Consider the following 25067-nt stretch of genomic DNA (forward strand, 5'->3'; position numbering starts at 1 on the left):
ATCAACGCAGCTATGAGGAAATAACGTCTCTGATCCTCCCACAGTCGCTGTATATTCGCTTTCATACGCACGCTCCTCCATATCCCAATAATTCCACTATATTCATTTTACCTCACCAATAGTCGATCCACCAAAGAATATCCTCGTCTGATCCGCATAAACTGATATCGGACAAAGGAGGTGCTTATCCATGAGATATATCTTCGTCGTCAGTGCACAACGACTGAAGCAAATTTTGATTGTTGGCACCACGCTTTTGTTGGCGGTCGTGCTCGGTTACCATGAACGCGATACCCTATCAGCCTTCTCCGAACAACCCCAGGAACAGGTACAGGGGCCGCATGCCATCTATAAGGTCGACACCAAGGAAAAGAAAATCGCCCTTACCTTTGACATCAGCTGGGGAGAGACGCGAGCCGAACCTATCCTCGATATCCTGAAGGAAAAGAACGTCAAAGCCTCCTTTTTCCTCTCTACTTCCTGGGTGCAGCGCCAACAGGACACGGTAAAGAGGATCAAGGAAGACGGATTTGAAATCGGATCGCACGGCCATAAACACGAATTCTACACCAAGTACTCCGATGACGAGATTCGTTCACAAATTCGCCGGGCCGACTCCATTCTCACTGAAATGACTGGCAAGAAACCAAGTCTGATCCGTTTTCCCAACGGTGATATCGACAAGCGCGTTCTGACGATTGCCAACAGCCTGGGATACACCGTCATCCAATGGGACACGGACTCACAGGATTGGACGAATCCCGGCACCGATGTCATCGTCAACAACGTTCTCTCCAAAGCCCATCCTGGTGACATCGTTTTGATGCATGCCAGCGATTCCAGCAAAGAGACGCATTTGGCGCTGCCTGTCATTATCGACAAACTCCGGAAACAAGGGTATGAATTTGTCACTGTATCCGAATTGATCTCCGGGACCCAAGTAAACAGCCAAGAAGTTAAGTAAGCAAAAAGCTGGCCTCCAAAATGGGGTCAGCTTTCTGTTTTTAACACTCGATGCAGTTGCATCACTTGCCATACGTTGCAGAATAATAAAGGAACCAGCATGGAAAACGTCGCATGGACACCCATTTCTTTCAACGCTGGAATCCACTCCATTGCCGTTGCCACAAACATAAAAAACAGCGTCGGAACGAACGCATTCCGATTCGTAACACTCACTTTTCCATAGGCGGTAGCAACTGCTACGATCAAGAGCATCGTTGGTTCAAAAAAGAACGGGAGTACCGAGCCACCATTACCCAGTGAATTATAGCGCAGGTAAACCATATCAAAAAAGGCAAACAAAACGAGGAAAATCTGAATGCTCCGCCATAATGATGCAGAGCGAATAATCGTTTTTGCAAAATAATTAATCGTCATATAGGCAAAGAAGCCCATTTGGGAAACGATACTAATCGTCATGCCATACAACAGGTACATGAGCATTCCCATAAAAAAATTGCCCATATCCCCTTCCGTCATTTTGGCCCAATCAAAAATAATGGCGACCAGAATTCCACCCAGCCCGCCAAGCAGCAAGGTAGTAATAAACAGCCAGCCATATTTGCGTAAACTCACCAACAGCCCCTCCAATCCACATTCGCTTATGATTGTACCAATGCAAGAAAGAAAATACTAGCGTAAGAACAAAACAAAATGCGCACGTTACTCATAGGCGAAAGTTAAAGAAGGAGGTGTCCACCCCATGAAGAAAATGGCTTTCCCTGCTTGGCTGCTGTTAATCGCCTGTCTGCTTCTCTCGAGCTGCGCAAGCGGACAAGGGCAAAGTTCGTCTCAGCCAGATTACAAAAGCATGAAAGACATGGTGCTGGACATATTGCAGACGGAAGAAGCCAAAAAATCCGTGGAAAAGATGATGAAGGACGAAAAGTTCAAGCAGAACATCATGTTGGATGAATCCACGGTACGCACTACGCTGATCCAAAGCATGACCAACCCCAGCAGTCCTCACATTAAAGAGGCTTTTAAAGACCCCAAATTCGCCAGTACGCTGGCCAAGTCAATGAAAGATGAGCAAAAAAAACTGATGAAGGACCTGATGAAGGACCCTGAGTATCAAAAAGACTTAGTCACAGTCATGAAAGATCCGGAGTTTGAAAAAAACCTGATGGATTTGATGAAAAGCTCCGCCTATCGCCAGCAAACCATGACGATCATGAAGGAATCCCTGCAAAGCCCATTATTTCAAGCTGAATTAATGCAGCTTATGACCAAGGTATCCGAAGAAATGACCAAGCCAAAGGAATTGAAGTCCAAGAAAAAAGGACAAGGCGGCGGTGGCAGTGGTAGCCACGGCGGAGGAGGAGAAGGCGGCGGGTCTCAATAAACAGAAAAGGTGAGCTCTGCGCGAGCCCACCTTTTTTCCATCCCTATGCTTGTGTCTCACATTTCTGCGCGACACGCTTAGCCATGTCGAGATAGATCTGTCCAATCGGACTGTCCTGCTTGTAGACGGATGGGGAATAATCCGGTTCAGAAGGGTGATTTTCCGGCTGTCCGAGAGGAATCTGTGCCAGCAGGTCACAGGTCAGTGTCTCAGCAAGCTTCGCACCGCCACCGCGTCCGAACACATATTCTTTGGAGCCATCCTTCGCTTCGTACCAAGCCATATTCTCGACGACACCCAGGATTTCGTGACCAGTCCGTTTGGCCATCGCTCCGGCCCGCGCCGCTACAAAAGCAGCTGTCGGATGAGGCGTCGTTACGACGATTTCCATGCTTTGCGGAATCATCGTGTGCACATCCAACGCCATATCTCCTGTTCCTGGGGGCAAGTCCAGCAACAAATAGTCCAGCTCTTCGCCCCAGTGAACTTCTGTGAAAAAGTTGCGAAGCATTTTGCCCAGCATCGGACCACGCCAGATCACCGGTGCGTTGTCCTCGACGAAGAAGCCCATCGACATGACTTTCACGTTTTGCTTTTCCACAGGCAGGATCGTCTCGCCGATCACTGTCGGACGCTGATCGATGTTCATCATGTCCGGCACACTGAACCCGTAGATGTCAGCATCAATAATCCCGACCTTCTTGCCCAGACGCGCCAAAGCCACTGCCAGGTTCACCGTGACGGTGGATTTTCCAACCCCGCCTTTTCCAGACGTAATCGCGATGAAGGTTGTCGCCGAATCCTTGTCCAAAATTGGATTCAGCAATGGCGTTTTTCCAGGTGTCATATTGTGAGTCTGATTTCCGCGCAGCTGCGCGCTGAGTGCCGCTCTTTCTTCATCCGTCATCGCCCCGAACTGCAGCTTCACCTCTTCCGCTCCCAGAGCCTTCAAGGCAGAGACGACATCATCTTCAATTTTTGCTTTCAACGGACATCCCGAAATGGTTAATACCACCGTAAGACTGATCGTAGTCCCTTCGATCTGAATGTCGCGAATCATATTCAGTTCAACCAGACTGCGATTAATCTCAGGATCTTTTACATCACGCAATGCCTCGAGAACCTTCTCCTTAGTTAACATTCTGATCCCCCCATCTATACTTGACCACATTTTTTGCTTCTTTACGCTGTGTGAAAGCCGTGCGGGTACATTATAGCATACTCGAAACACAGGAACACCGGGGAGCACCACTTACGGTGCAGTTGGCGCTTTTTCCCCGGCGTACTGTCTTAGGATTCCCTGATAAATTGCATTTGCCATGGCTTTTTGATAATCGACGGAGCGCAGCTGCTCCGCTTCTTTGGTGTTGCTGACAAATCCAACCTCCACCAGCACCGCCGGACAGGTTACCTCCCTGATTAAAAACACCTTCTCTGTTTTGCTCGGCACTCGGTTGGTATTGCCGATCACACGTTTGATTTCATCCTGGATCAGATAAGACATCTCCTGGCTCTTTTTGAAAGCAGGTGCATAAAAGGTCTGGGCTCCTGACCATTTCGCGGATGGAATCGAATTTACGTGAATGCTGACCAAAAAATCGGGAGCATGCTCATTGATAAACTTGACCCGATTTCGTATATCCTCTGACTTTCGTCTGCGATTTTGATCCGCTTCCGGGGATGCCAAATCCTTGTCCTCTTCTCTCGTCATGATGACATACGCCCCCGATTGCTGAAGAAAGTCCCGCAGATACATGCTGATTGCCAGTGTTACTTCTTTTTCCACTACGCCCCCATCAGCCGATACCGCTCCTCCATCCTTTCCTCCATGTCCCGGATCGATCGCGATCACGGTCCCGGCCAGTGGCAGCGACCACGCCATCCATGAGGAGCGATCGGGTGCTTCATAGGTAAACAACACCATTAACAAAGCAAAAGCCAGTATCCAGCCTATTCCTTTACGTGTCACTGTCTACCGTCCCCTTTTGTCCCATTCTCGTTCCATCTTATGGACAAACGTGGACAAATATGACGGCATGGACAAAGGAAAATCTCCCTGCGCGATTGTATAAAATAAGAGAATAAAAAAGGGAGGGGTAGGAATGGACTCAAAGGTGGCTCGAAAAAGGGCGGAGCTCTCAGGAAAGGCTACTCATGTGCTCGATGCAAGAACATTGGATTCTTCCCACAAAAGACTGGCTGAGCTTCTGACGGAAGGACTCACGGTGCTGGATGTCGGCTGCGGCACCGGAGCGATTACACACGGGATTGCAAAAATAGTCGGATCGACAGGACGTGTCGTAGGTATAGACAGCAACCCAGCCCTCATAGAAAAGGCAAGCCACACTCATCAGGCCATTCCCGGGTTATCCTTTCTGACAGCTGATATTTTCAATCTCCCTTTCAAGGAAGAATTCGATATCGTTACCTCTGCAAGAGTTCTGCAATGGCTATCCAGGCCAGAAGAGGCATTACACATGCTGAAAGCTTCCACCAAACCAGGAGGCTGCATCCTCATTCTGGACTACAACCACGAAAAAATAGCTTGGGAACCTGAACCCCCGCCCAGTATGAAATTGTTTTACTCCGCCTTTTTACAATGGCGTTCGGATGCCGGCATGGATAATGCGATTGCAGATCATCTTCCAGCACTCTTTCACAGCATAGGTCTCGACGACGTATCGATTACATCTCAACACGAGACAGCAAACAGAACCGATGCGGATTTTCTTTCACGTATCCGGATTTGGGCGGATGTGGCCGCAAGCAGAGGGTTACAAATGGTTCAGGATGGATATGTAACGGAGAGTGAACGAGCTCGGGCCGAAATGGAATATCTGGATTGGATGGAGAACACAGCACAATCCCAAACGCTGTATATGCTAGCTGTGGAAGGAATCAAACCTAGGTAAATGCTCAAAAGAGTAAAAACCCCTGACCAATATAGGCCAGGGGCGAACATACTTGTCGGCAAGCAATTAGCGCTTGGAGAATTGAGGCGCGCGACGAGCAGCTTTCAAGCCGTATTTTTTACGCTCTTTCATACGAGGATCGCGAGTCAGGAAGCCAGCGCGTTTCAGAGCGCCGCGCAATTCCGGATCTGCTTTCAACAAAGCGCGTGCTACACCATGACGGATTGCACCAGCTTGACCAGTGGTTCCGCCACCGTTTACGTTAACCAATACATCGTAGCGACCCAGTGTTTCAGTCAAAACGAGTGGTTGTTTCACGATCAATTTCAGCGTTTCCAAACCAAAGTAAGTATCCATTTCACGTTTGTTGATCACGATGCGACCTTCACCTGGAACCAGGCGAACACGTGCTACGGAGTGCTTACGACGACCTGTACCGTAGTATTGTACTTGTGCCACGTATATTTCCTCCCTTTACCTTAACCGCGGATTTGCCAAGCTTCTGGTTTTTGTGCTGCATGTGGATGCTCAGTTCCAGCGTATACTTTCAGCTTGGTGAACATTTGACGTCCCAGGCTGTTTTTAGGCAGCATACCTTTTACAGCGAGTTCGAACATACGCTCTGGCTTTTTGTTCAACATGTCGCCAGCAGTTGTCTTTTTCAAACCACCTGGATACAGGGAGTGAGTGTAGTAAATTTTGTCTTGCAGTTTGTTACCAGTCAATTTCACTTTGTCAGCGTTGATGACGATTACGAAATCGCCAGCATCAACGTGAGGAGTGAATTCTGGTTTCAGTTTACCGCGCAGAATCGAAGCTACTTCGCTAGCCAGACGGCCCAGCGTTTGACCTTCTGCGTCAACGATGTACCATTTGCGCTCTACTTCGAGCGGTTTCGCCATATATGTGGTACGCATGTTTGTCCCTCCTAAATATCTTGCCTAACGCAAATGCTATAACCAAACATTCAAAAGAGAAAATTGCAAACTGTAACGGGTGAGCAACTTCTCCAGGTGTTCCATATAAATACGATCTTGTCATTTTAATTCCCGGGGCTAGAGTGGGGCTAGGCGGGGTTAAAATACCAAGGAATATCGTACTACATAGAGGTGTCAGAGTCAAGTGCCATCTCCAAGGCTAATCTTTGGAAATCTGTCCATCATAGAAGACTTCCCACATCGTCAAACCCTTGGCTGGCGCTGTTTTTCCAGCTCGCTCCCGATCACATGCCGCCAGAATCTCTTTTACCTCCTGCGGGTCTCTTTTTCCCTGTCCGACCTCCACCAATGTCCCGACGATAATGCGAACCATGTTGTATAGAAAACCGTTGCCGCGGCAAGTCACCCACACCTCATGACCACGTCGGTCCACGGATAAGTGATAGACGGTGCGCACCTTGTCCTCGACAAAGGTCTTGGCCGAACAAAAAGAGGTAAAGTCATGCTCCCCCACCAGATGCGAAGCCGCCTGCTGCATCGCCTCCACATCAAGCGGATAGCGAATATGGTCGGCATACCGATGGCGAAACACGTCCGCTACCGGGTCATTGTCGATGCAGTAGCGATACTCTTTTACCCGGACGTCGAACCGCGCGTGAAAGGACGCCTCTGCCTCTTCGACAGAACGAATCACAATCGCGTCGGGCAGTTGGTTATTCAACACAAAACGCCATTTGTCCAGAGGGATATGGCTCGCTGTGTCAAAGTGAATCACCTGACCGCGCGCATGCACTCCGGCGTCCGTCCGCCCTGACCCGAAGATCTGGATCTTTTCCCCGGTTACTCGTTCGAGGGCAGCCTCAATCTCCCCCTGGATCGTGATCTGATCCGGCTGGACCTGAAATCCGCTGTAGTCGGTCCCGTCATAGGCAACGATGCATTTGAGCCGCCTCATGTACGCCACCACCCGATTGCAAGGATCAGCAATACGGCTGCCACCGCGATCAAGCTGTCGCGCCATGAAAAACGCAGCTTGTTCAGGCGCGTCCTGCCGACACCACCACGGTATCCCCGGGCCTCCATCGCCATGGCGAGCTCCTCAGCACGCCGAAACGCGCTGACAAACAGCGGAATCGCGATCGGGATCAGATTTTTCGCTCTGCGTACCAGATTCCCGCTGGTAAAATCGGCTCCTCTCGCTGACTGAGCCTTGATGATCTTGTCCGTCTCCTCCATCAGCGTTGGGATGAAGCGCAAGGCAATCGACATCATCAATGCGATCTCATGGACAGGAACACCGATTCGGCCAAATGGTCCGAGCAAACGCTCCAGGCCCTCTGTCAGATCCATCGGTGAAGTCGTCAACGTCAGCAAAGAACTAAAAAGAATAAGAAGACCGAGACGTATGGAGATAAAGATGGCTTGCCGCACCCCTTGCTCCTCAACGGTGAAACTGCCTAGCTGATAGTAGACGGTTCCCCCTTTGGTAATGAAAATATGGAGTACGACGGTAAAGAGGATCAACAGCCAGACCGGCTTCAGGCTTTTCAGGATATAGGAAAGAGAAAGCCGGGAAAGTAGAATGGAAAAAACAGTAAATGCTATGAGGATCGAATAGGTAATCGAATTGTTCGCCAAAAATACCAATGTGGCAAACATAACGATAAACAGCAGCTTGCTCCGCGGATCCGCCAGATGGAGAAACGAACGTCCCGGCACATATTGACCGATAGCAATATTCTGCAGCATGCCCTAGCACTCCTTCGGCACGGACAGTCGTTTCAACACATGAGCGATCAGCTCCTCTTCCCGATACAGGGTAGCAGGGAGGCGAGCTGTGTCCGGCAGCAATTGATTGATTCGCGAGATGAAGGAAACGGTTTGCGGCACGTCGAGGGACAAGTCCCGGAGCCTATCAGCCTGTTGGAAAACTTCCTCGGGTCTGCCCTGCATCACCACTTCTCCCCCAGCCAGCACCAGCATGAGATCCGCATAACGCGCAGCTTCCTCCATACTATGTGTGACCAGCAAGGTCGTCAGGTTCTGCTCTCGGTGAATCCGGTGAATCCCTTCCAGAATTGCCTTGCGACCAGCAGGATCGAGACCTGCCGTAGGCTCATCCAAGACAAGCACCTTGGGTTGCATCGCCAGTACGCCAGCGATCGCTACACGCCGCATCTGTCCGCCGCTCAGTTGAAAGGGAGATCTGTCCTTGATCGCTTCGTAGTCCAATCCGACAAGCTCCAACGCTTCGCGCGCCCGAGACTCAGCCATGCTTTCGGGCAACTCGAAGTTGAGGGGACCAAAGCATACGTCTTTGGCGACCGTCTCCTCAAACAATTGGTGCTCCGGATACTGGAAGACAAGACCGATATCCTTGCGTTTGGCAGGGGGAATGCGTTTCGTCGGAGTGATGACAACATCCCCAATCGTGATCTCTCCAGAGGTCGGAGAGAGCAGCCCATTGAGATGCTGGATCAACGTAGACTTCCCCGAACCGGTTTGTCCGATAATCCCTACGAAAGCACCAGATGGTATCTTCAGCGATATATTTTTCAAGGCAAGCCGTTCAAATGGCGTTCCCTTGCCATACAGATGGCTTACTTGGTCAAAAGTAATCTGCATAGGTGCTCCACCAGCTCCTCTTGATGCAGTCCAAACGGGAGATCGTACCCCTTGGCCACCAGTTCATGACGGACACGTACCGTGAAAGGCACATCCAAGCCAGCCTCCTGCAGCCGCTCTACCTGTGAAAAAACTTCACCAGGCTGCCCGTCCATGAGGACCTCTCCGCGATTCATCACGATTACTCTGTCTGAATCGACCGCTTCTTCGGGAAAATGCGTGATATTGACGATGGTAATGCCTTCTTCCCGATTCAGTTTTTTCGCCAGGTGCATGACTTCCTGACGGCCCTGAGGGTCGAGCATGGCGGTAGCTTCGTCCAATATAATAACAGAAGGACGCATCGCCATGATGCCAGCTATCGCTACTCGCTGCTTTTGTCCGCCTGACAACCGATAGGGTTGAGCCAGCGTGTAGTTCTCCATTCCGACAGAGTGCAGGGCCTCATCAATGCGCTTGCGCATCTCCTGGGGATCTACCCCCATATTTTCAAGGCCAAAGGCAACGTCATCCTCAACGGTCGCCCCGACAATCTGATTATCCGGGTTCTGGAAAACCATTCCCACATGACGGCGAATCTCCCAAATCATTTCTCCATTCCTGGTATCGGCACCACTGACCAGAATCGTTCCGCTTTCGGGAAGGAGCAACGCGTTCATCAATTTCGCGAGAGTCGACTTTCCGGAACCGTTATGCCCCAATACGGATACGAACGATCCCTTGGCAATCGTCAAATCGACTCCCTTTAATACTTCTACCCGTTGGCCTTCTTCTCCATCATAGGAAAAAGCGACATTTCGAAACGTCAGCAGGTTCTCCTCGTTCATGGGTCAGTCACATCCCTCAACCTCATCCATCCTGGCAATAAAGAAAAAAGAGTTGAAGCAGAGTCCAGCCTATGACCAGATCTGCCCCCACCCTTTTCGCGGTAGTTTACCAGGTCAGAGATAGAATCCCGTGCCCTCGGTCAAACGACCATTTTTACCATCTATTACACCAGCTCGATGAATGCCATAGGAGCTGCATCCCCACGACGAGGACCGGTTTTCAGGATACGAGTGTATCCACCGTTGCGCTCTTTGAAACGAGGCGCGATTTCATCAAACAGTTTTTGTACAGCATCGCGACCTTCAGCGTTCGCTACTTCTTTGCGTACAAAAGCAGCTACTTGACGACGAGCATGCAGATCTCCACGCTTCGCCAGCGTAATCATTTGCTCAGCGATTGGGCGCAGTTCTTTTGCCTTCATCTCGGTCGTTTCAATGCGCTCGTGAATGATCAGGTCCGTTACCAAGTCGCGGAACAACGCTTTACGCGCCGCACTGCGACGACCCAATTTACGGTATGCCATGTTCTTAACCTCCCTTATCACGCTGACTATGCCACGCAGATACTTCGGTGCATCCACGTAGGCAAAACCAGATCTGTAGTTCCCTTAAAGGGATCCCGAAGAACAAATGGTGGCCTTGGGCTTCGATACCCTAGTCGTCGCTGCGCAAAGACAAACCGAGCTCAGCCAGCTTCTCTTGCACCTCTTCCAGGGATTTGCGACCCAGATTGCGCACTTTCATCATATCTTCTTCGGTTTTCTGCGTCAGCTCTTGCACGGTGTTGATCCCTGCACGCTTCAGGCAGTTGTAGGAACGAACGGAAAGATCCAGCTCTTCGATGGTCATCTCCAAGACTTTCTCTTTCTTGTCCTCTTCCTTCTCAACCATGATTTCAGCATCTTTCGCTTCATCTGTCAGACCGACAAACAAGTTCAGATGCTCTGTCATGATTTTGGCGCCAAGACTTACGGCTTCTTCCGGACTGATGCTGCCGTTTGCCCATACCTCAAGCGTCAACTTATCATAGTTCGTCATTTGCCCGACACGGGTATTTTCGACTTGATAGTTCACACGTTTGATTGGCGTGTAGATGGAATCAATCGGAATCACGCCAATAGGCAAATCCTCCGATTTGTTTCCGTCTGCTTGAACATATCCACGACCACGGCCTGCTGTCATACGAATGTGTAGTCGTCCGCCATTCGCCAACGTAGCAATATGAAGATCAGGGTTCAAGATCTCCACATCGCTGTCAGCACGGATATCTCCCGCCTTGACGATGCCCTCGCCTTCCGCATCGATTTCGATGATTTTTTCTTCATCGGAATGGATCTTCAGAGCGAGGCCTTTGATATTCAGGATGATCTCGGTCACATCTTCAACGACGCCTTCAACAGTCGAGAATTCGTGCAGAACACCATCAATTTGCACGGTACGAACTGCCGCACCTGGCAACGAAGAGAGGAGAATCCGTCTCAGAGAGTTGCCAAGAGTAGTTCCATAACCGCGCTCAAGAGGTTCCACTACGAATTTTCCGTACGAGTTGTCGTCGCTTACTTCCACAACCTCGATTTTTGGTTTTTCTATTTCTATCATTAAACAAACCCTCCTTCAAAACGTCGAAATTCTTGGGTGGGCCGCATACGTGCCCACTCAGGAATTTCCCCGGCGGTTTACCGTTTGCGTGCATGACGAGCAAATAAATCAGAATTTACCATTCTAGTATGGACATGTTCTGAACGATATAAACCAGTTACACGCGGCGACGTTTTGGTGGACGGCAACCGTTGTGCGGAATCGGTGTCACGTCTTTGATCATATTCACTTCGAGACCGGCAGCTTGCAGGGAACGGATCGCTGCTTCACGACCAGCACCTGGGCCTTTTACCGATACTTCCAGAGAGCGCATGCCATGTTCCATCGCTACGCGTGCTGCCGCTTCAGCAGCCATTTGCGCTGCAAATGGAGTGCTTTTGCGAGAGCCTTTGAAGCCGAGGGAACCAGCGCTGGACCAAGAGATTGCGTTACCATGTGGGTCAGTGATCGTAACGATGGTGTTGTTGAAAGTAGAGCGGATATGCGCTACGCCAACTTCAACATTTTTACGGTCGCGACGACGGGTACGTGTAGCTGCTTGTTTTCTTTTCGCCATGTCAGTTTACCCTCCTTTACTTCTTCTTGTTCGCTACTGTACGACGAGGACCTTTGCGCGTACGAGCATTTGTTTTGGAACGTTGGCCGCGAACAGGGAGTCCACGACGGTGACGGATACCACGGAAGCAACCGATTTCCATCAAACGTTTGATGTTCAGGGAGATCTCACGACGGAGATCGCCTTCCACCTTCACGGATTTGTCGATGTACTCACGCAGTTTAGCTACCTCGTCTTCTGTCAGATCACGGACGCGAGTGTTTACATCTACGCCAGTGGCAGCCAGAATTTTTTGAGACGTGGGGCGGCCAATACCAAAGATGTAGGTAAGAGCGACTTCCACGCGTTTCTCGCGGGGCAAGTCAACGCCAGCAATACGTGCCATGTGTAAAAAGCACCTCCTTGTTTACCCTTGTTTTTGCTTATGCTTAGGATTTTCACAAATAACCATAACGTTGCCTTTACGACGGATAACCTTGCATTTCTCGCAGATCGGTTTAACCGAAGGTCTCACTTTCATGGTTCTTGCCTCCCTTTTCTAGGGGTTTCACTTATTATTTATAGCGGTACGTAATACGTCCGCGGGTTAAGTCGTACGGCGACAGTTCAACAGTTACCTTATCCCCAGGCAGGATACGAATAAAGTGCATGCGAATCTTGCCAGAGACATGAGCAAGGATCTTGTGTCCATTCTCTAATTCTACCCGAAACATTGCGTTGGGCAAAGGTTCAATAACTGTTCCTTCCACCTCAATAACATCGTCTTTTGCCATAGTAAACTCTCCTTTCTTCTGCGCTTCAGTCGGACCATGAGTTTTGCGAAATGATCACACAACGAACTTATCGTCGACACGTTGGACGACAATCTCGGAGAAAACCGAAACCCTCGTTTACGTTCGTGTAAAAATCTCATAGCCATCTTCCGTAATCGCGATGGTGTGTTCAAAATGAGCACATGTTTTCCGATCCACTGTTACTACCGTCCAATTGTCCTCCAATGTGCGGACATAACGTTCGCCGGCATTTACCATTGGCTCAATTGCCAACACCATGCCTGGTTTCAACTGTGGACCCCGATTAGGAGGGCCGTAGTTGGGAACCTGCGGATCCTCGTGCAAGTTTTGCCCAATCCCATGCCCCACATACTCGCGAACGAGTGTGAAGCCGGCAGCTTCTGCATGAATCTGAATGGCATGTGAGATATCGGAGAGTCTGCCTCCTGGCTTCGCTTGCTCAAGTCCCTTGAACAACGATTCCTCCGTTACTCGCAGCAACCTCTGATTCTCTGAGGAAATCGTGCCGACCGGATACGTCCAAGCGGAGTCTCCATGAAAGCCTTGAAATTGGGCACCAATATCGAGGCTGATGATGTCGCCTTCTTGTAACGTCCGATTTCCTGGGATCCCGTGTACGAGTTCTTCATTGACTGAAGTACAGATACTTCCTGGAAAGCCACCGTAGCCTTTAAACGAGGGTATTGCTCCCATGCTTCTGATAAAGGTCTCGGCTAGTTCGTCCAGTTGCTTCGTCGTGACACCAGGCTTGATTGCCTTGGCCAGCTCTTGATGGGTGAGTGCTACGATCCGACCAGCTTCGCGCATAACCTCAAGTTCTGCTTTCGACTTTAGGATGATCATTCGATTACCCTCGCAACAAAGACTTGATCTGTGCAAACACGACCTGGATATCTTGTTCTCCATCGATATTTCTCAGGAGTTCCTGTTTGGTGTAGTAGTCGATAAGCGGCTGAGTTTGAGCGATGTTGACGTCGAGTCGTTGTGCAACCACTTCCGGCTTGTCGTCATCCCGCTGGTACAGCTTGCCGCCATCCTTGTCACACACGCCTGCCTCTTTTGGAGGATTAAACAATGTGTGGTAGCTAGCACCACATACAGGGCAGATCCAGCGACCTGTCAAACGTTCAATCAGGGATTCCCGACGAACATTGATGTTGATCACGTGATCGATTTCGCGTCCCAGCTCCCCGAGGGTAGCGGTCAGCGCTTCAGCCTGAGGAACGGTGCGCGGGAATCCATCCAATAGAAAGCCCTTTTTGCAGTCGTCCATCGAGACTCTTTCCCGCACGATCCCGATTACGACTTCATCGGGAACCAGCAGCCCTTTATCCATAAAAGACTTGGCCTCGAGTCCGAGCGGCGTTTCATTTTTGACCGCAGCTCGGAACATGTCGCCAGTCGAAATGTGCGGGATGTCAAACTCTTTAACGATACGTTCTGCCTGTGTCCCTTTACCGGCACCAGGCAGCCCCATCAGAATTATATTCACGTCCATTCCCTCCGTCCCATAAAGAAAAGCTTACAGAGGCTTTTCCGAAAAAAACCAAGACATTACTTGATGAACCCTTGATAGTGGCGCTTGATCAATTGGCTTTCGATCTGCTTCATCGTATCGAGAGAAACCCCGATGACGATCAAGAGAGATGTACCACCAATATAGATCGACGTCGGCAAATTGGCCAACTTGCTGAAGAAAAACGGCAAGATGGCGATCGCCATCAGGAACAATGCGCCAGCCAGAGTCAGACGGTTCAACGTACGTGTAATGTACACCTCGGTGTTTTTACCAGGACGAATACCAGGGATGTAACCGCCATTCTTCCTCATGTTTTCCGCCATTTGCACAGGGTTGATCTGTACAAAGGTGTAAAAATACGTGAAACCAATGATCAGGATAGCGTACAACGCCATTCCGATTGGTTCATTCACTTGGAAGTTATGGTAGATCCAGTTGGCAAAGCCAGTACCGGAGGCATCTACCCAGAACTGAGCGATTGTCGATGGGAACATCACGAGCGAAACAGCGAAGATGACTGGAATAACACCAGCAGAGTTGATCTTCAATGGAATATGAGTGGATTGACCACCATACATTTTCCGACCAACAACGCGCTTGGCATATTGCACAGGAATCTTACGTACACCTTGCTGCATGAAGATAACCCCGACAATAAGGGCGAGGATCACCAAGAGGATGATTACGACCTTTACGATACTGAAGAAAAGATTCTGAGACGGATCTGCAAACTGCGTTGCGTAGATCGTACCCATTCCGGTTGGAATATGAGCCACGATACCAGCCACGATCAGGATTGATATCCCGTTCCCAATCCCCTTCTCGGTAATCTGTTCCCCCATCCACATCATGAATGCCGTACCAGCCGTCAAGGTCAATGCAATGAGTGCATAGCTGCCAACCGATGTATCATTCAGCAATCCAGGAGCCATATTGTTGAAGCCGATCGTCATCCCGACGGATTGAATCAACCCCAAAATAATCGTGGAGTAGCGTGTCACCGTAGCGATTTTGCGACGGCCCACTTCTCCTTCGCGCGCCCATTGCGTAAGCTTGGGCACTACGTCCATAGAAAGAAGCTGCATGATAATGGATGCTGTGATGTAAGGCATAATCCCCATTGCAAAAATCGAGAAGTTTTGCAAAGCCCCACCAGAGAAAGTGTTCAACAATCCCAACAATTGGTTGGTGTTTTGCTGAAACAACTCGACGTTTACATTAGGAACAGGGATAAAGGTCCCGATCCGAAAGACTACCAGCATCATAAGTGTAAACAGGATCTTACGACGCAGGTCGCCAATTTTAAAAATGTTAGTCAAGGACGCTAACATTAGATCACCTCGGTTGTTCCACCGACTTGAGCGATCTTCTCAGCAGCTGCGCCAGAGAACTTGTGAGCTTTTACGGTCAGCTTCACAGTCAGTTCGCCGTTAGCAAGAACCTTCACACCATCGCGGAGTGCGCTGATAACACCGGTTGCCAAGAGCAGTTCAGGTGTTACTACAGTGCCTTCCTCGAAACGGTTCAGCGCATCCAAGCTCACAATTGTGAACTCTTTACGGTTGATGTTGTTGAAACCGCGTTTAGGCAGACGACGGAACAAAGGATTTTGTCCACCCTCAAAACCGAGGCGAACGCCGCCACCGGAACGAGAATTTTGACCTTTGTGACCTTTACCAGCAGTTTTACCAGTACCGCTACCGATACCGCGACCGATGCGTTTACGAGTGTGACGAGAACCTTCTGCAGGTTGCAGTTCGTGCAATTTCATACGTTGCACCTCCTAACTGATTGAAATGCTTTTTACGCTTCTACTTCTTTCACTTCAACCAAGTGCTTCACTTTGAAAACCATACCGCGGATCGCAGCGTTATCTTCTTTCACCACGGACGAATTGATTTTGCGAAGACCCAGTGCTTTAACCGTATCTTTTTGATCGACAGTACGACCGATCAGGCTGCGTTTGAGGGTGATTTGCAATTTTGCCATGTTCATTCCCTCCTTATTAACCCAACAACTCGTCAACAGTCTTACCGCGCAGTTTCGCGACATCTTCCGCTGTTTTCAGACGGCCGAGGCCTTCCAGCGTAGCGTTGACCATGTTGATAGGATTGTTGGAACCAAGAGACTTACTCAGGATATCACCTACACCTGCCAGTTCGAGTACCGCACGAACAGGGCCGCCCGCGATAACACCAGTACCTGGTGCTGCAGGCTTCAGGAGTACTTTACCGGAACCGAAACGGCAGAGAACTTCGTGAGGAAGAGTCGTTCCTCTCATCGGTACGCGGATCAGTTTTTTCTTCGCGTCGTCAATTGCTTTGCGAATCGCGTCTGGTACTTCTTGAGCTTTCCCCATACCGGCACCAACGTGTCCGTTACGGTCACCCACAACAACCAGGGCGCTGAAGCTCATGCGACGTCCACCTTTAACCGTCTTAGCTACGCGGTTAACGGCGACTACTTTTTCTTCGAGCTCTAATTTGCTAGGGTCGATACGCATTCCTTACCCTCCTTGTTGTTAGAATTGCAGACCAGCTTCACGAGCTGCTTCTGCCAGTGCTTTAATACGTCCATGATAGATGTAACCACCACGGTCAAAAATCACTTCAGTCGCACCTTTTTCTTGTGCACGCTTAGCGATCAGTGTGCCAACAGCCGTAGCAGCTTCCACATTAGCCCCGTTTTTCAGGCCAAGCTCTTTATCCAAAGAAGATGCAGATGCCAAAGTTACGCCAGTTGCATCGTCAATCAGTTGAGCATAGATGTGTTTCGAAGAACGGAATACGTTCAGACGAGGGCGGATAGCAGAACCAATTACCCGTTTGCGAATACGCAGGTGACGTTTTTTCCGTGCTTTGTTTTTATCAGCTTTCGTAAACATTAAGCGGCCTCCTTTCTCATGAAACTACGCGGCTTACTTACCTTTTTTACCTTCTTTACGACGAACCACTTCATCGCTGTACTTGATCCCTTTGCCTTTGTATGGCTCAGGTTTGCGAAGTGCGCGGATTTCAGCAGCGATTTGTCCAACGCGCTCTTTATTGATCCCTTTAACCACCAGTGTGGTTTGGTTAGGAACATCGATCTCAATACCTGCTTCTGGTGTTACTTCTACTGGATGAGAGAATCCAAGAGAAAGTGTGATGCCATTGCCGCTTTTCGCAGCACGGTAACCTACACCAACCAGTTCCAGGGTACGAGTGAAGCCTTCCGAAACGCCTGTTACCATGTTGGCAACCAGCGCACGAGTTGTACCATGCAGGGAGCGGTGAAGTTTGTTGTCGCTAGGACGCTCAACGATTACTTCGTTTTCAGCGATGTTGATTTTGATATCTGGGTGAAAGCTACGAACGAGTTGACCCTTAGGGCCCTTTACCGTCAGCTCAGTTCCGTTCAGAGTGAGGGTAACGCCTGCAGGTACCACGATCGGTTTTCTACCGACACGAGACATGTGGTGCACCTCCTGTGCTTTTGCAATCTATGAATTACCAAACGTATGCGAGTACTTCTCCGCCAACGTGAGCTTGACGAGCTTGCTTGTCAGTCATAACGCCAGTGGAAGTAGAGATGATCGCGCAACCAAGTCCGCCCAGAACCTTAGGCACTTCTGTGTTCTTTGCATATACACGAAGACCAGGCTTGGAGATGCGTTTCAGACCTGTGATGACGCGCTCGTTGTTTTGACCGTACTTCAGGAAAACGCGGATAATCCCTTGCTTGTTGTCTTCGACAAACTCAGCATCGCGGATGAAGCCTTCTTCTTTCAGAATGCGCGCGATTTCCTTCTTGATTTGAGACGCCGGGATCTCCACTTTCTCGTGGCGAACCATGTTGGCGTTACGAATGCGTGTCAACATATCTGCAATTGGATCAGTCATTACCATGAGAGAAAACCTCCTTCCCGTTTCAAATTACCAGCTTGCTTTTTTCACGCCTGGAATTTGACCTTTATAAGCAAGTTCACGGAAGCAAATACGGCAGAGTTTGAATTTGCGCAATACGGAGTGAGGACGTCCGCAACGCTCGCAACGAGTGTACGCGCGAACAGCAAACTTCGGCTGACGCTGTTGCTTGATGATCATTGATTTCTTTGCCACATTCTTCCCTCCTTACGAGTGGGTTTATTTACGGAATGGCATACCCATTTGAGTCAAAAGCTCACGAGCTTCCTCATCCGTTTTTGCGGAAGTGACAATTACGATGTCCATACCGCGTACTTTATCAATTTTATCGTACTCGATCTCAGGGAAGATCAGTTGTTCCTTCAGACCAAGTGTGTAGTTACCGCGACCATCGAACGCCTTGGAAGAGATTCCGCGGAAGTCACGAACACGCGGCAGAGAAACGTTCATCAACTTGTCGAGGAAGTGGTACATACGCTCGCCGCGCAGGGTTACCTTTGCACCGATCGGCATACCTTCACGCAATTTGAAACCAGCGATGGATTTCTTCGCGCGAGTTACTACAGGTTTTTGACCAGAGATAATGGACAGGTCTTCCACTGCAGTATCCAAGGCTTTAGCGTTAGCAACAGCTTCGCCAACACCCATGTTGATGATGATTTTCTCTACTTTTGGTACTTGCATGATGGAAGTGTAGTTAAACTTGCTCATCAGAGCAGGTACGATTTCCTTCGAATACTTTTCTTTCAATCTTACTGCCATCTAGAACGTCCTCCTTTCCGACCTGACTACTTGTCGATTACTTCGCCAGATTTTTTCGCATACCGAACTTTCTTGCCGTTATCCAATACTTTGTAACCGATGCGAGTTGCTGTGCCGGACTTCGGATCGATCAAAGATACGTTGGAAACGTGAATCGGTGCTTCTTGAGTAACAATGCCGCCTTGCGGATTGGCTTGAGACGGACGGCTGTGTTTTTTCACGAGGTTGATACCTTCAACCAGAACGCGATCTTTCTTAGGAAAGGCAGCGAGAACGCGACCTTTTTTCCCTTTGTCCTTGCCCGCATTTACGATAACAGTGTCGCCTTTTTTAACGTGCATCGCTTGGTGCACCTCCTATCGAACAAACTACCTGGTTATAAACGTTCAATTAGATAACCTCTGGAGCAAGAGAGATGATCTTCATGAAATCCTTGTCGCGGAGCTCACGAGCCACAGGTCCAAAGATACGGGTACCACGAGGGGATTGATCTTCTTTGATGACAACTGCTGCATTTTCATCAAAACGAATGTAAGAACCGTCTGGACGGCGAACGCCGCTCACTGTACGTACTACAACCGCTTTAACTACTTGACCTTTCTTGACAACGCCGCCGGGTGTAGCGGATTTAACGGAGCACACAATAACATCACCGATGTTCGCCGTTTTGCGACCGGAACCACCCAGTACCTTGATGCACATGAGTTCCTTTGCACCGGAGTTGTCAGCAACAGCCAATCTCGTCTGAGTTTGGATCATTTACTGTTCCTCCTTTCGGAATTGATATCCGAAAATCTAACTTATACAATTACTGCCTCTTCGACGATACGTACCAAGCGGAAACGCTTGTCTTTGGACAATGGACGGGTTTCCATCAATTCCACGATGTCGCCCACTTTTGCCGTGTTGTTTTCGTCGTGAGCCTTGAACTTTTTGGAGTATTTCACACGCTTGCCGTACAAAGTATGCTTCTTGTAAGTTTCAACAAGAACCACGATGGTTTTATCCATTTTGTCGGAAACGACGCGACCTACAACGGAACGACGCATATTGCGATCTGCGGTCATCGTTCAAACCTCCTTCCTCAAATTAGCCGATTCCCAATTCTCTCTGGCGCAGGATGGTTTTCGCACGTGCAATATCCTTGCGCACTTGTTTGATGCGAGACGTGGTTTCGAGTTGACCCGTAGCCAACTGGAAACGAAGGTTGAACAACTCTTCTTTCAAAGAAGCGACGTTTTGTTCGATCTCGGCAGTGGTCAAATTACGGAACTCATTAGCCTTCATGTGCGTCACCACCCACTTCTTCACGCTTCACGAATTTGCACTTGATTGGCAGTTTGTGCATAGCCAGGCGCATAGCTTCGCGAGCGACTTCTTCAGGTACGCCAGCAAGTTCAAACATGATCTTGCCTGGTTTCACTACCGCTACCCATTTCTCAGGAGAACCTTTACCGGAACCCATCCGTACTTCGAGCGGTTTTTGTGTTACTGGTTTATCTGGGAAGATTTTGATCCATACTTTACCGCCACGCTTGATATAACGTGTCATCGCGATACGGGCAGCCTCGATTTGACGGTTGGTTACCCAGGATGGTTCTACTGCTTGCAATCCGTATTCACCGAACGCAATTGTGGTACCACCTTTTGCGTTACCGGCCATTTTCCCACGGTGTTGTTTACGGTGTTTCACGCGTCTTGGCGTCAACATGATTACTTGCCTCCTTCCTCAGTAGCGACGTTCTTTCTCGCTGGAAGGACTTCTCCACGGTAGATCCACACTTTCACACCGATGCGACCATAAGTGGTATGTGCTTCTGCAGTACCGTAGTCGATATCAGCGCGCAATGTGTGAAGCGGAACAGTACCTTCACTGTAGCCTTCAGAACGAGCGATGTCAGCTCCGCCCAGACGACCGCTTACCAAGGTTTTGATACCTTTCGCACCAGCGCGCAGCGTACGAGTGATCGATTGCTTTTGCGCACGACGGAAAGAAATACGGTTTTCCAATTGGCGTGCGATATTTTCAGCTACCAGAGTAGCATCCAGGTCAGGACGTTTTACTTCGTTGATATTGATATGAACGCGTTTGCCAGTCAGATCAGTCAAGGATTTGCGCAGAATTTCGACCTCTGCTCCACCTTTACCAATTACCATTCCAGGCTTAGCGGTGTGAATCGTTACGTTCACGCGATTTGCAGCGCGTTCGATTTCGATCGTGGATACAGCAGCATCTTTCAGACGCCCTTTTACAAACTTGCGGATTTTCAAGTCTTCGTGCAACAGGGTTGCGAAGTCCTTGTCAGCGTACCATTTGGACTCCCAGTCGCGAATGACACCGATCCGAAGACCTACCGGGCTTACCTTTTGACCCACACGTAATCCCTCCTTATTTCTCGTTTAGTACCACTGTGATGTGGCTTGTGCGTTTATGGATGCGGCTAGCGCGACCCATAGCGCGCGGACGGAAACGCTTCAACGTAGGACCTTGGTCTACGAAGATTTTGCTCACTACCAGGCTGTTTGGATCCAGCTCGTAGTTGTGCTCAGCGTTTGCAATAGCCGACTTCAAGAGCTTTTCAACAACAGGAGATGCAGCCTTTGGCGTGTGTTTCAGGATCGCCAACGCTTCACCTACTTGCTTGCCTCTGATCAAGTCAACCACCAGGCGGACTTTACGAGACGCGATGCGAATATTGCGAGCAACTGCTTTTGCTTCCATCTTTGTACCTCCTCTCTGTCAAGAGAAAATTAGCGCTTCTTGGACTTCTTGTCGTTGTCGACGTGACCTTTGAAGGTACGAGTTGGTGCGAATTCACCCAATTTATGGCCAACCATGTCTTCCGTTACATAAACAGGTACGTGTTTGCGGCCGTCGTAAACTGCAAACGTGTGTCCTACGAAATCAGGGAAGATGGTGGATCTACGAGACCAGGTTTTGATCACGCGTTTCTCGTTCTTTTCATTTTGCTCGACAACTTTTTTCATCAAATGGTCATCCACGAAAGGACCCTTTTTCAAGCTTCGTCCCATTAGTGAACCTCCCTTCGCCAAAGGCGTTCGGTTATTGTATCAGCCTACCTTACTTCTTGCGGCGGCGGATGATGTACTGATTCGATTTGTTTTTCTTCTTGCGAGTTTTGAGACCCAATGTTGGTTTACCCCAAGGAGTAACTGGAGCTTTACGTCCGATTGGAGCGCGGCCTTCACCACCACCGTGTGGGTGATCGTTCGGGTTCATTACGCTACCGCGAACAGTTGGGCGAACACCCAGCCAGCGGGAACGTCCAGCTTTACCGATATTGAGCAGCTCATGGTCGATGTTACCTACTTGACCGATGGTTGCGCGGCAAACATTGTGGATGCGGCGTGTTTCGCCAGAAGAAAGACGTACGATGACAAACTCTCCGTCACGACCCAGCAATTGAGCGGAAGTACCAGCAGCGCGAACCAATTGGCCGCCTTTGCCTGGTTTCAACTCGATGTTGTGGATTGTTGTACCTACTGGAATTTTCTCCAAAGGCAGAGCGTTACCAGTTTTGATGTCGGCATCTGCACCGGAAACGATCTCGTCGCCCACTTTCAAACCGTGTGGAGCGATGATATAACGCTTTTCACCGTCAAGGTAATTGATCAAAGCAATGTTAGCAGAACGGTTTGGATCGTATTCGATCGTAGCTACGCGACCTACGATGCCGTCCTTGTTGCGTTTGAAGTCAATGATGCGGTATTTGCGTTTATGCCCGCCACCATGATGACGTACTGTAATTCTACCTTGGTTGTTGCGACCAGCTTTTTTGCTCAGAGGCGCCAACAAGGATTTTTCAGGAGTCGAAGTTGTGATCTCCTCAAATGTAGAAACAGTCATTTGGCGACGAGAAGGAGAAGTCGGTTTAAACTTTTTAATACCCATGTTAATACCCTCCTTTTCGGGAATCGTCGGGATTATACGCCCTCGTAGAAGGTCAGGTCTTTGCTGTCATCAGTCAGCTTAACGATCGCTTTCTTCCACTCAGAAGTATAACCGGAGTATTTTCCATAGCGTTTTGGTTTTGCAGGAACACGGGAAGTGTTTACTGCTTCTACTTTTACGCCGAAAACTTTTTCAACAGCTTGCTTGATTTCTGTTTTGTTGGCTTTGAGAGGAACTTCGAATACGTACTTCTTCTCAGCCATCATGTCAGTGGTGCGCTCCGTAATGATAGGGCGCTTGAGGACATCGTAAAGGCTCTTCATTAGGCGAGCACCTCCTCTACTTTCGCAACCGCGTCTTTCGTCACGATTACTTTATCATGCGCTACCAGATCCAGAACGTTAATGCCTGCAGCATCTACGAACTTAGCACCTGGGATGTTGCGGGAAGAGAGCGCGATGTTTTGATCATACTCGGAAGTAACGATCAGAACTTTGCGATCTACTTTCAAGCTGTTCAGAACAGCTGTCATTTCTTTGGTTTTTGGAGCGTTGAAGTTCAAAGCATCCAGAACCAGCAGTTCGTTGTTTTGTACTTTTGTCGAGAGTGCGGATTTCAGAGCCAAACGGCGAACTTTACGATTCAATTTGTAACCGTATTTGCGCGGAGTTGGTCCGAATACAACACCGCCACCTTTCCATTGCGGAGAGCGAATGGAACCTTGGCGTGCACGACCTGTACCTTTTTGTCGCCATGGCTTGCGGCCACCACCACGTACTTCAGAACGGTTCTTTACATCGTGTGTACCTTGGCGTTGGGATGCTTGTTGCATCACGATCGCATCGAACAGAACGGCGTTATTAGGTTCGATCCCAAATACGCTTTCTGCCAATTCGATTTCGCCAACTTGGGAACCGGTTTGGTTATAGAGAGCTACTTTCGGCATGTCAGTTCCTCCTTTCCTTACTAGTTCTTCTTGACTGCCGTCGATACCAGTACGCAGCTGTTCTTCGGTCCAGGTACAGAACCTTTTACGAGAATCAGGTTGCGTTCTGCGATGACTTTCACTACTTCCAGGTTTTGAACGGTTACATTGTCGCCGCCCATTTGTCCTGGCAGGGTTTGACCTTTAAATACGCGGTTAGGAGCTACAGCACCCATAGAACCAGGGCCGCGATGGTAGCGCGAACCGTGAGCCATAGGACCGCGGGATTGGTTGTGACGTTTGATCGCACCTTGGAAACCTTTACCTTTGGATACGCCGGCAACGTCTACAATATCTCCCTCAGCAAAAATATCAGCTTTCAACTCTTGACCTACCTCGAATTCACCGAGGTTTACACCGCGAATTTCACGAACGAAGCGCTTAGGTGCAGTGTTAGCTTTCGCTGCATGGCCTTTTTCCGGTTTGTTAGCGCGATGCTCTTTTTTGTCTTCAAAACCGATTTGAATTGCTTCGTAACCATCGTTCTCCAGGTCTTTCTTTTGGAGAACCACGTTAGAACCAGCTTCGATGACTGTTACAGCGATCGCTGTTCCGTTTGGGCCAAAAACTTGAGTCATTCCAAGTTTTTTACCTAAGATTCCTTTGGTCATTTGTGCCACCTCCTGTACATATTTCACAAAAACAGTATTGTTGTATCAAGTCCCTACCGATGCGCAGGGGTGCCATTTTAAGGGTTTGTTGCTTGTTGTAACACGCTCATCAAGACAACGGCTGCGCGTGTATCGCGTTTGGGACTTTACAGTTTGATCTCGATATCTACACCAGATGGCAGATCCAGACGCATCAAAGCATCTACTGTTTGTGGTGTAGGGTTCAAGATGTCGATCAAACGTTTGTGTGTACGCATCTCGAATTGTTCGCGAGAATCTTTGTACTTGTGCACCGCACGCAGAATTGTGTAAACTGCTTTTTCCGTAGGAAGCGGAATTGGACCGGAGACATTTGCACCGGAACGTTTTGCAGTGTCTACAATTTTCTCTGCAGACTGATCGAGGATTTTGTGATCATACGCCTTCAAACGAATACGAATCTTTTGCTTTGCCATTTGAGTCCCTCCTTTTTCGCCCATTTTTTAAACAGACATTTCTCCGTGGAAATATCCTGCACCCCGGTCATGGCAAAGGGGCCGGGTGTGTCAGCAACCTCCCACATCATCGCAAGTCCATGACCAACATTACATATTGTACTAAAATCCTTTGGGCAACGCAAGTTATTTCTGTATTTCCGCCGAATTCTTGTACAAGCAAATCTCGTAACGAGACTCACCCTGCCTATATTACCGATTCTGCTACAGAAAGGCAAGCGGGATTCCCTGCCAACTCCTGCTCTTCCCTTTCTATAATAGAAGGAACCCGCTATACTTA

The 25067-nt window shown here is 49.2% G+C and carries 43 protein-coding genes (1 of these 43 only partly in view); 3 read left to right on the plus strand and 40 right to left on the minus strand.

Annotation, left to right across the window (positions count from 1 at the left end; all coding sequences use genetic code 11):
* Positions 1-65, minus strand: the 5' portion of a protein-coding gene (locus T458_RS50180) for a stage II sporulation protein M (protein ID WP_023558704.1). It extends 589 nt beyond the left edge of the window; 65 of the gene's 654 nt are visible here — the first part of the coding sequence; the start codon lies at positions 63-65; the stop codon falls past the left edge of the window.
* 125 nt (positions 66-190) lie between these two features.
* On the opposite strand from T458_RS50180, the gene pdaB reads away from it, so the two are divergent.
* Positions 191-964, plus strand: a complete 774-nt coding sequence (gene pdaB / locus T458_RS50185; protein ID WP_023558705.1) for a polysaccharide deacetylase family sporulation protein PdaB — start codon at positions 191-193, stop codon at positions 962-964.
* 26 nt (positions 965-990) lie between these two features.
* Here pdaB and T458_RS50190 read toward each other — a convergent pair whose 3' ends face one another.
* The gene (locus tag T458_RS50190; protein ID WP_023558706.1) at positions 991-1578 is read right to left on the minus strand and encodes a KinB-signaling pathway activation protein; all 588 of its coding nucleotides are present in this window, start codon (positions 1576-1578) and stop codon (positions 991-993) included.
* A gap of 127 nt (positions 1579-1705) precedes the next feature.
* On the opposite strand from T458_RS50190, the gene gerD reads away from it, so the two are divergent.
* Positions 1706-2347, plus strand: coding sequence for a spore germination lipoprotein GerD (gene gerD / locus T458_RS50195; protein WP_023558707.1), 642 nt, complete (start codon positions 1706-1708; stop codon positions 2345-2347).
* A 43-nt stretch (positions 2348-2390) separates the two neighbouring features.
* Here gerD and T458_RS50200 read toward each other — a convergent pair whose 3' ends face one another.
* Positions 2391-3488, minus strand: a complete 1098-nt coding sequence (locus tag T458_RS50200) for a P-loop NTPase (RefSeq protein ID WP_023558708.1) — start codon at positions 3486-3488, stop codon at positions 2391-2393.
* A 111-nt stretch (positions 3489-3599) separates the two neighbouring features.
* Entirely contained in the window at positions 3600-4316 is a 717-nt protein-coding gene (cwlD, locus tag T458_RS50205) for an N-acetylmuramoyl-L-alanine amidase CwlD (protein WP_023558709.1), read from the minus strand.
* 133 nt (positions 4317-4449) lie between these two features.
* Between cwlD and T458_RS50210 the strand changes: the two genes are divergently transcribed.
* Positions 4450-5259, plus strand: a complete 810-nt coding sequence (locus T458_RS50210; protein WP_023558710.1) for a methyltransferase domain-containing protein — start codon at positions 4450-4452, stop codon at positions 5257-5259.
* A 66-nt stretch (positions 5260-5325) separates the two neighbouring features.
* Here T458_RS50210 and rpsI read toward each other — a convergent pair whose 3' ends face one another.
* The 36 genes from rpsI to rpsJ form a co-directional block, all read right to left on the minus strand.
* Complete coding sequence (rpsI, locus tag T458_RS50215; protein WP_005828788.1) at positions 5326-5718, minus strand: 30S ribosomal protein S9; 393 nt, start codon at positions 5716-5718, stop codon at positions 5326-5328.
* Positions 5719-5738: 20 nt separating this feature from the next.
* Complete coding sequence (gene rplM / locus T458_RS50220) at positions 5739-6176, minus strand: 50S ribosomal protein L13 (RefSeq protein ID WP_023558711.1); 438 nt, start codon at positions 6174-6176, stop codon at positions 5739-5741.
* A gap of 220 nt (positions 6177-6396) precedes the next feature.
* The gene (gene truA / locus T458_RS50225; RefSeq protein ID WP_023558712.1) at positions 6397-7152 is read right to left on the minus strand and encodes a tRNA pseudouridine(38-40) synthase TruA; all 756 of its coding nucleotides are present in this window, start codon (positions 7150-7152) and stop codon (positions 6397-6399) included.
* Complete coding sequence (locus T458_RS50230) at positions 7149-7946, minus strand: energy-coupling factor transporter transmembrane component T family protein (protein WP_023558713.1); 798 nt, start codon at positions 7944-7946, stop codon at positions 7149-7151. Before T458_RS50230 ends, truA begins: the two co-directional genes overlap by 4 nt.
* Before the next feature lie 3 nt (positions 7947-7949).
* Positions 7950-8822 (minus strand): energy-coupling factor transporter ATPase, encoded by an 873-nt coding sequence (locus T458_RS50235; RefSeq protein ID WP_023558714.1) that lies wholly within the window; start codon positions 8820-8822, stop codon positions 7950-7952.
* Entirely contained in the window at positions 8798-9649 is an 852-nt protein-coding gene (locus tag T458_RS50240) for an energy-coupling factor transporter ATPase (protein ID WP_023558715.1), read from the minus strand. Before T458_RS50240 ends, T458_RS50235 begins: the two co-directional genes overlap by 25 nt.
* Positions 9650-9813: 164 nt before the next feature.
* Entirely contained in the window at positions 9814-10173 is a 360-nt protein-coding gene (gene rplQ / locus T458_RS50245) for a 50S ribosomal protein L17 (protein WP_023558716.1), read from the minus strand.
* A 130-nt stretch (positions 10174-10303) separates the two neighbouring features.
* The gene (locus T458_RS50250) at positions 10304-11248 is read right to left on the minus strand and encodes a DNA-directed RNA polymerase subunit alpha (protein WP_023558717.1); all 945 of its coding nucleotides are present in this window, start codon (positions 11246-11248) and stop codon (positions 10304-10306) included.
* Positions 11249-11405: 157 nt separating this feature from the next.
* A complete protein-coding gene (rpsK, locus tag T458_RS50255; protein WP_023558718.1) occupies positions 11406-11804 on the minus strand; it encodes a 30S ribosomal protein S11 in 399 nt (132 codons plus the stop codon).
* 16 nt (positions 11805-11820) lie between these two features.
* Complete coding sequence (rpsM, locus tag T458_RS50260) at positions 11821-12189, minus strand: 30S ribosomal protein S13 (protein WP_023558719.1); 369 nt, start codon at positions 12187-12189, stop codon at positions 11821-11823.
* A gap of 21 nt (positions 12190-12210) precedes the next feature.
* On the minus strand, positions 12211-12324 hold the full coding sequence (gene rpmJ / locus T458_RS50265; RefSeq protein WP_003333770.1) for a 50S ribosomal protein L36: 114 nt from the start codon (positions 12322-12324) through the stop codon (positions 12211-12213).
* A 34-nt stretch (positions 12325-12358) separates the two neighbouring features.
* Positions 12359-12577, minus strand: a complete 219-nt coding sequence (infA, locus tag T458_RS50270) for a translation initiation factor IF-1 (RefSeq protein WP_023558720.1) — start codon at positions 12575-12577, stop codon at positions 12359-12361.
* A 117-nt stretch (positions 12578-12694) separates the two neighbouring features.
* The gene (gene map, locus T458_RS50275; protein WP_023558721.1) at positions 12695-13441 is read right to left on the minus strand and encodes a type I methionyl aminopeptidase; all 747 of its coding nucleotides are present in this window, start codon (positions 13439-13441) and stop codon (positions 12695-12697) included.
* A gap of 4 nt (positions 13442-13445) precedes the next feature.
* Positions 13446-14090 (minus strand): adenylate kinase, encoded by a 645-nt coding sequence (locus T458_RS50280; protein ID WP_023558722.1) that lies wholly within the window; start codon positions 14088-14090, stop codon positions 13446-13448.
* A gap of 62 nt (positions 14091-14152) precedes the next feature.
* Positions 14153-15448 carry a preprotein translocase subunit SecY gene (gene secY, locus T458_RS50285; RefSeq protein WP_023558723.1) on the minus strand — a complete coding sequence of 432 codons (1296 nt, stop codon included), beginning with the start codon at positions 15446-15448 and terminating at the stop codon, positions 14153-14155.
* Positions 15448-15888 (minus strand): 50S ribosomal protein L15, encoded by a 441-nt coding sequence (gene rplO / locus T458_RS50290; RefSeq protein WP_023558724.1) that lies wholly within the window; start codon positions 15886-15888, stop codon positions 15448-15450. The genes secY and rplO overlap by 1 nt, the downstream gene beginning before the upstream one ends.
* Positions 15889-15920: 32 nt before the next feature.
* A complete protein-coding gene (rpmD, locus tag T458_RS50295) occupies positions 15921-16106 on the minus strand; it encodes a 50S ribosomal protein L30 (RefSeq protein ID WP_023558725.1) in 186 nt (61 codons plus the stop codon).
* Between the two features lie 16 nt (positions 16107-16122).
* Positions 16123-16620 (minus strand): 30S ribosomal protein S5, encoded by a 498-nt coding sequence (gene rpsE, locus T458_RS50300; protein WP_023558726.1) that lies wholly within the window; start codon positions 16618-16620, stop codon positions 16123-16125.
* An 18-nt stretch (positions 16621-16638) separates the two neighbouring features.
* Positions 16639-17001 (minus strand): 50S ribosomal protein L18, encoded by a 363-nt coding sequence (gene rplR, locus T458_RS50305; protein WP_023558727.1) that lies wholly within the window; start codon positions 16999-17001, stop codon positions 16639-16641.
* A gap of 33 nt (positions 17002-17034) precedes the next feature.
* On the minus strand, positions 17035-17571 hold the full coding sequence (gene rplF / locus T458_RS50310) for a 50S ribosomal protein L6 (protein WP_023558728.1): 537 nt from the start codon (positions 17569-17571) through the stop codon (positions 17035-17037).
* A 34-nt stretch (positions 17572-17605) separates the two neighbouring features.
* Positions 17606-18004: a 30S ribosomal protein S8 gene (rpsH, locus tag T458_RS50315; protein ID WP_023558729.1), complete on the minus strand. Its 399-nt coding sequence runs from the start codon at positions 18002-18004 to the stop codon at positions 17606-17608.
* 27 nt (positions 18005-18031) lie between these two features.
* Entirely contained in the window at positions 18032-18217 is a 186-nt protein-coding gene (locus tag T458_RS50320; RefSeq protein ID WP_005828830.1) for a type Z 30S ribosomal protein S14, read from the minus strand.
* A 24-nt stretch (positions 18218-18241) separates the two neighbouring features.
* Entirely contained in the window at positions 18242-18784 is a 543-nt protein-coding gene (rplE, locus tag T458_RS50325; protein WP_023558730.1) for a 50S ribosomal protein L5, read from the minus strand.
* 26 nt (positions 18785-18810) lie between these two features.
* On the minus strand, positions 18811-19125 hold the full coding sequence (gene rplX / locus T458_RS50330; protein WP_023558731.1) for a 50S ribosomal protein L24: 315 nt from the start codon (positions 19123-19125) through the stop codon (positions 18811-18813).
* Between the two features lie 49 nt (positions 19126-19174).
* Positions 19175-19543, minus strand: coding sequence for a 50S ribosomal protein L14 (gene rplN, locus T458_RS50335; RefSeq protein WP_023558732.1), 369 nt, complete (start codon positions 19541-19543; stop codon positions 19175-19177).
* Positions 19544-19584: 41 nt separating this feature from the next.
* Entirely contained in the window at positions 19585-19851 is a 267-nt protein-coding gene (gene rpsQ / locus T458_RS50340; protein ID WP_023558733.1) for a 30S ribosomal protein S17, read from the minus strand.
* Positions 19852-19873: 22 nt separating this feature from the next.
* Positions 19874-20071, minus strand: coding sequence for a 50S ribosomal protein L29 (gene rpmC / locus T458_RS50345; protein WP_005828838.1), 198 nt, complete (start codon positions 20069-20071; stop codon positions 19874-19876).
* Entirely contained in the window at positions 20061-20495 is a 435-nt protein-coding gene (rplP, locus tag T458_RS50350; protein ID WP_023558734.1) for a 50S ribosomal protein L16, read from the minus strand. Before rplP ends, rpmC begins: the two co-directional genes overlap by 11 nt.
* A 2-nt stretch (positions 20496-20497) precedes the next feature.
* Complete coding sequence (gene rpsC / locus T458_RS50355; protein ID WP_005828842.1) at positions 20498-21160, minus strand: 30S ribosomal protein S3; 663 nt, start codon at positions 21158-21160, stop codon at positions 20498-20500.
* 13 nt (positions 21161-21173) lie between these two features.
* Positions 21174-21506, minus strand: a complete 333-nt coding sequence (gene rplV / locus T458_RS50360) for a 50S ribosomal protein L22 (protein WP_023558735.1) — start codon at positions 21504-21506, stop codon at positions 21174-21176.
* A 29-nt stretch (positions 21507-21535) separates the two neighbouring features.
* The gene (gene rpsS, locus T458_RS50365; protein ID WP_023558736.1) at positions 21536-21817 is read right to left on the minus strand and encodes a 30S ribosomal protein S19; all 282 of its coding nucleotides are present in this window, start codon (positions 21815-21817) and stop codon (positions 21536-21538) included.
* A 49-nt stretch (positions 21818-21866) separates the two neighbouring features.
* Positions 21867-22697, minus strand: a complete 831-nt coding sequence (gene rplB, locus T458_RS50370) for a 50S ribosomal protein L2 (protein WP_023558737.1) — start codon at positions 22695-22697, stop codon at positions 21867-21869.
* 32 nt (positions 22698-22729) lie between these two features.
* Complete coding sequence (rplW, locus tag T458_RS50375) at positions 22730-23020, minus strand: 50S ribosomal protein L23 (protein WP_023558738.1); 291 nt, start codon at positions 23018-23020, stop codon at positions 22730-22732.
* Positions 23020-23643, minus strand: coding sequence for a 50S ribosomal protein L4 (gene rplD, locus T458_RS50380; RefSeq protein WP_023558739.1), 624 nt, complete (start codon positions 23641-23643; stop codon positions 23020-23022). Before rplD ends, rplW begins: the two co-directional genes overlap by 1 nt.
* 20 nt (positions 23644-23663) lie before the next feature.
* Positions 23664-24293, minus strand: coding sequence for a 50S ribosomal protein L3 (gene rplC / locus T458_RS50385; RefSeq protein ID WP_023558740.1), 630 nt, complete (start codon positions 24291-24293; stop codon positions 23664-23666).
* Between the two features lie 146 nt (positions 24294-24439).
* The gene (gene rpsJ, locus T458_RS0129310) at positions 24440-24748 is read right to left on the minus strand and encodes a 30S ribosomal protein S10 (protein ID WP_005828858.1); all 309 of its coding nucleotides are present in this window, start codon (positions 24746-24748) and stop codon (positions 24440-24442) included.
* Positions 24749-25067 lie beyond the last annotated feature (319 nt).

Source organism: Brevibacillus panacihumi W25, assembly GCF_000503775.1.
In the GTDB taxonomy this organism is placed as follows: domain Bacteria; phylum Bacillota; class Bacilli; order Brevibacillales; family Brevibacillaceae; genus Brevibacillus; species Brevibacillus panacihumi_A.

Coding starts and splice junctions, on each gene's coding strand:
- pdaB (WP_023558705.1), top strand. CDS start 191: ATGAGATATATCTTCGTCGTCAGTGCACAACGACTGAAGCAAATTTTG.
- gerD (WP_023558707.1), top strand. CDS start 1,706: ATGAAGAAAATGGCTTTCCCTGCTTGGCTGCTGTTAATCGCCTGTCTG.
- T458_RS50200 (WP_023558708.1), bottom strand. CDS start 3,488: ATGTTAACTAAGGAGAAGGTTCTCGAGGCATTGCGTGATGTAAAAGAT.
- T458_RS50210 (WP_023558710.1), top strand. CDS start 4,450: ATGGACTCAAAGGTGGCTCGAAAAAGGGCGGAGCTCTCAGGAAAGGCT.
- rplM (WP_023558711.1), bottom strand. CDS start 6,176: ATGCGTACCACATATATGGCGAAACCGCTCGAAGTAGAGCGCAAATGG.
- truA (WP_023558712.1), bottom strand. CDS start 7,152: ATGAGGCGGCTCAAATGCATCGTTGCCTATGACGGGACCGACTACAGC.
- T458_RS50230 (WP_023558713.1), bottom strand. CDS start 7,946: ATGCTGCAGAATATTGCTATCGGTCAATATGTGCCGGGACGTTCGTTT.
- T458_RS50235 (WP_023558714.1), bottom strand. CDS start 8,822: ATGCAGATTACTTTTGACCAAGTAAGCCATCTGTATGGCAAGGGAACG.
- T458_RS50240 (WP_023558715.1), bottom strand. CDS start 9,649: ATGAACGAGGAGAACCTGCTGACGTTTCGAAATGTCGCTTTTTCCTAT.
- rplQ (WP_023558716.1), bottom strand. CDS start 10,173: ATGGCATACCGTAAATTGGGTCGTCGCAGTGCGGCGCGTAAAGCGTTG.
- T458_RS50250 (WP_023558717.1), bottom strand. CDS start 11,248: ATGATAGAAATAGAAAAACCAAAAATCGAGGTTGTGGAAGTAAGCGAC.
- rpsK (WP_023558718.1), bottom strand. CDS start 11,804: ATGGCGAAAAGAAAACAAGCAGCTACACGTACCCGTCGTCGCGACCGT.
- rpsM (WP_023558719.1), bottom strand. CDS start 12,189: ATGGCACGTATTGCTGGCGTTGACTTGCCCCGCGAGAAACGCGTGGAA.
- rpmJ (WP_003333770.1), bottom strand. CDS start 12,324: ATGAAAGTGAGACCTTCGGTTAAACCGATCTGCGAGAAATGCAAGGTT.
- infA (WP_023558720.1), bottom strand. CDS start 12,577: ATGGCAAAAGACGATGTTATTGAGGTGGAAGGAACAGTTATTGAACCT.
- map (WP_023558721.1), bottom strand. CDS start 13,441: ATGATCATCCTAAAGTCGAAAGCAGAACTTGAGGTTATGCGCGAAGCT.
- secY (WP_023558723.1), bottom strand. CDS start 15,448: ATGTTAGCGTCCTTGACTAACATTTTTAAAATTGGCGACCTGCGTCGT.
- rplO (WP_023558724.1), bottom strand. CDS start 15,888: ATGAAATTGCACGAACTGCAACCTGCAGAAGGTTCTCGTCACACTCGT.
- rpmD (WP_023558725.1), bottom strand. CDS start 16,106: ATGGCAAAATTGCAAATCACCCTCAAACGCAGCCTGATCGGTCGTACT.
- rpsE (WP_023558726.1), bottom strand. CDS start 16,620: ATGCGTATCGACCCTAGCAAATTAGAGCTCGAAGAAAAAGTAGTCGCC.
- rplR (WP_023558727.1), bottom strand. CDS start 17,001: ATGTTTACGAAAGCTGATAAAAACAAAGCACGGAAAAAACGTCACCTG.
- rplF (WP_023558728.1), bottom strand. CDS start 17,571: ATGTCTCGTGTCGGTAGAAAACCGATCGTGGTACCTGCAGGCGTTACC.
- rpsH (WP_023558729.1), bottom strand. CDS start 18,004: ATGGTAATGACTGATCCAATTGCAGATATGTTGACACGCATTCGTAAC.
- rplE (WP_023558730.1), bottom strand. CDS start 18,784: ATGGCAGTAAGATTGAAAGAAAAGTATTCGAAGGAAATCGTACCTGCT.
- rplX (WP_023558731.1), bottom strand. CDS start 19,125: ATGCACGTTAAAAAAGGCGACACTGTTATCGTAAATGCGGGCAAGGAC.
- rplN (WP_023558732.1), bottom strand. CDS start 19,543: ATGATCCAAACTCAGACGAGATTGGCTGTTGCTGACAACTCCGGTGCA.
- rpsQ (WP_023558733.1), bottom strand. CDS start 19,851: ATGACCGCAGATCGCAATATGCGTCGTTCCGTTGTAGGTCGCGTCGTT.
- rpmC (WP_005828838.1), bottom strand. CDS start 20,071: ATGAAGGCTAATGAGTTCCGTAATTTGACCACTGCCGAGATCGAACAA.
- rplP (WP_023558734.1), bottom strand. CDS start 20,495: ATGTTGACGCCAAGACGCGTGAAACACCGTAAACAACACCGTGGGAAA.
- rplV (WP_023558735.1), bottom strand. CDS start 21,506: ATGGAAGCAAAAGCAGTTGCTCGCAATATTCGCATCGCGTCTCGTAAA.
- rpsS (WP_023558736.1), bottom strand. CDS start 21,817: ATGGGACGAAGCTTGAAAAAGGGTCCTTTCGTGGATGACCATTTGATG.
- rplB (WP_023558737.1), bottom strand. CDS start 22,697: ATGGGTATTAAAAAGTTTAAACCGACTTCTCCTTCTCGTCGCCAAATG.
- rplW (WP_023558738.1), bottom strand. CDS start 23,020: ATGAAGAGCCTTTACGATGTCCTCAAGCGCCCTATCATTACGGAGCGC.
- rplD (WP_023558739.1), bottom strand. CDS start 23,643: ATGCCGAAAGTAGCTCTCTATAACCAAACCGGTTCCCAAGTTGGCGAA.
- rplC (WP_023558740.1), bottom strand. CDS start 24,293: ATGACCAAAGGAATCTTAGGTAAAAAACTTGGAATGACTCAAGTTTTT.
- rpsJ (WP_005828858.1), bottom strand. CDS start 24,748: ATGGCAAAGCAAAAGATTCGTATTCGTTTGAAGGCGTATGATCACAAA.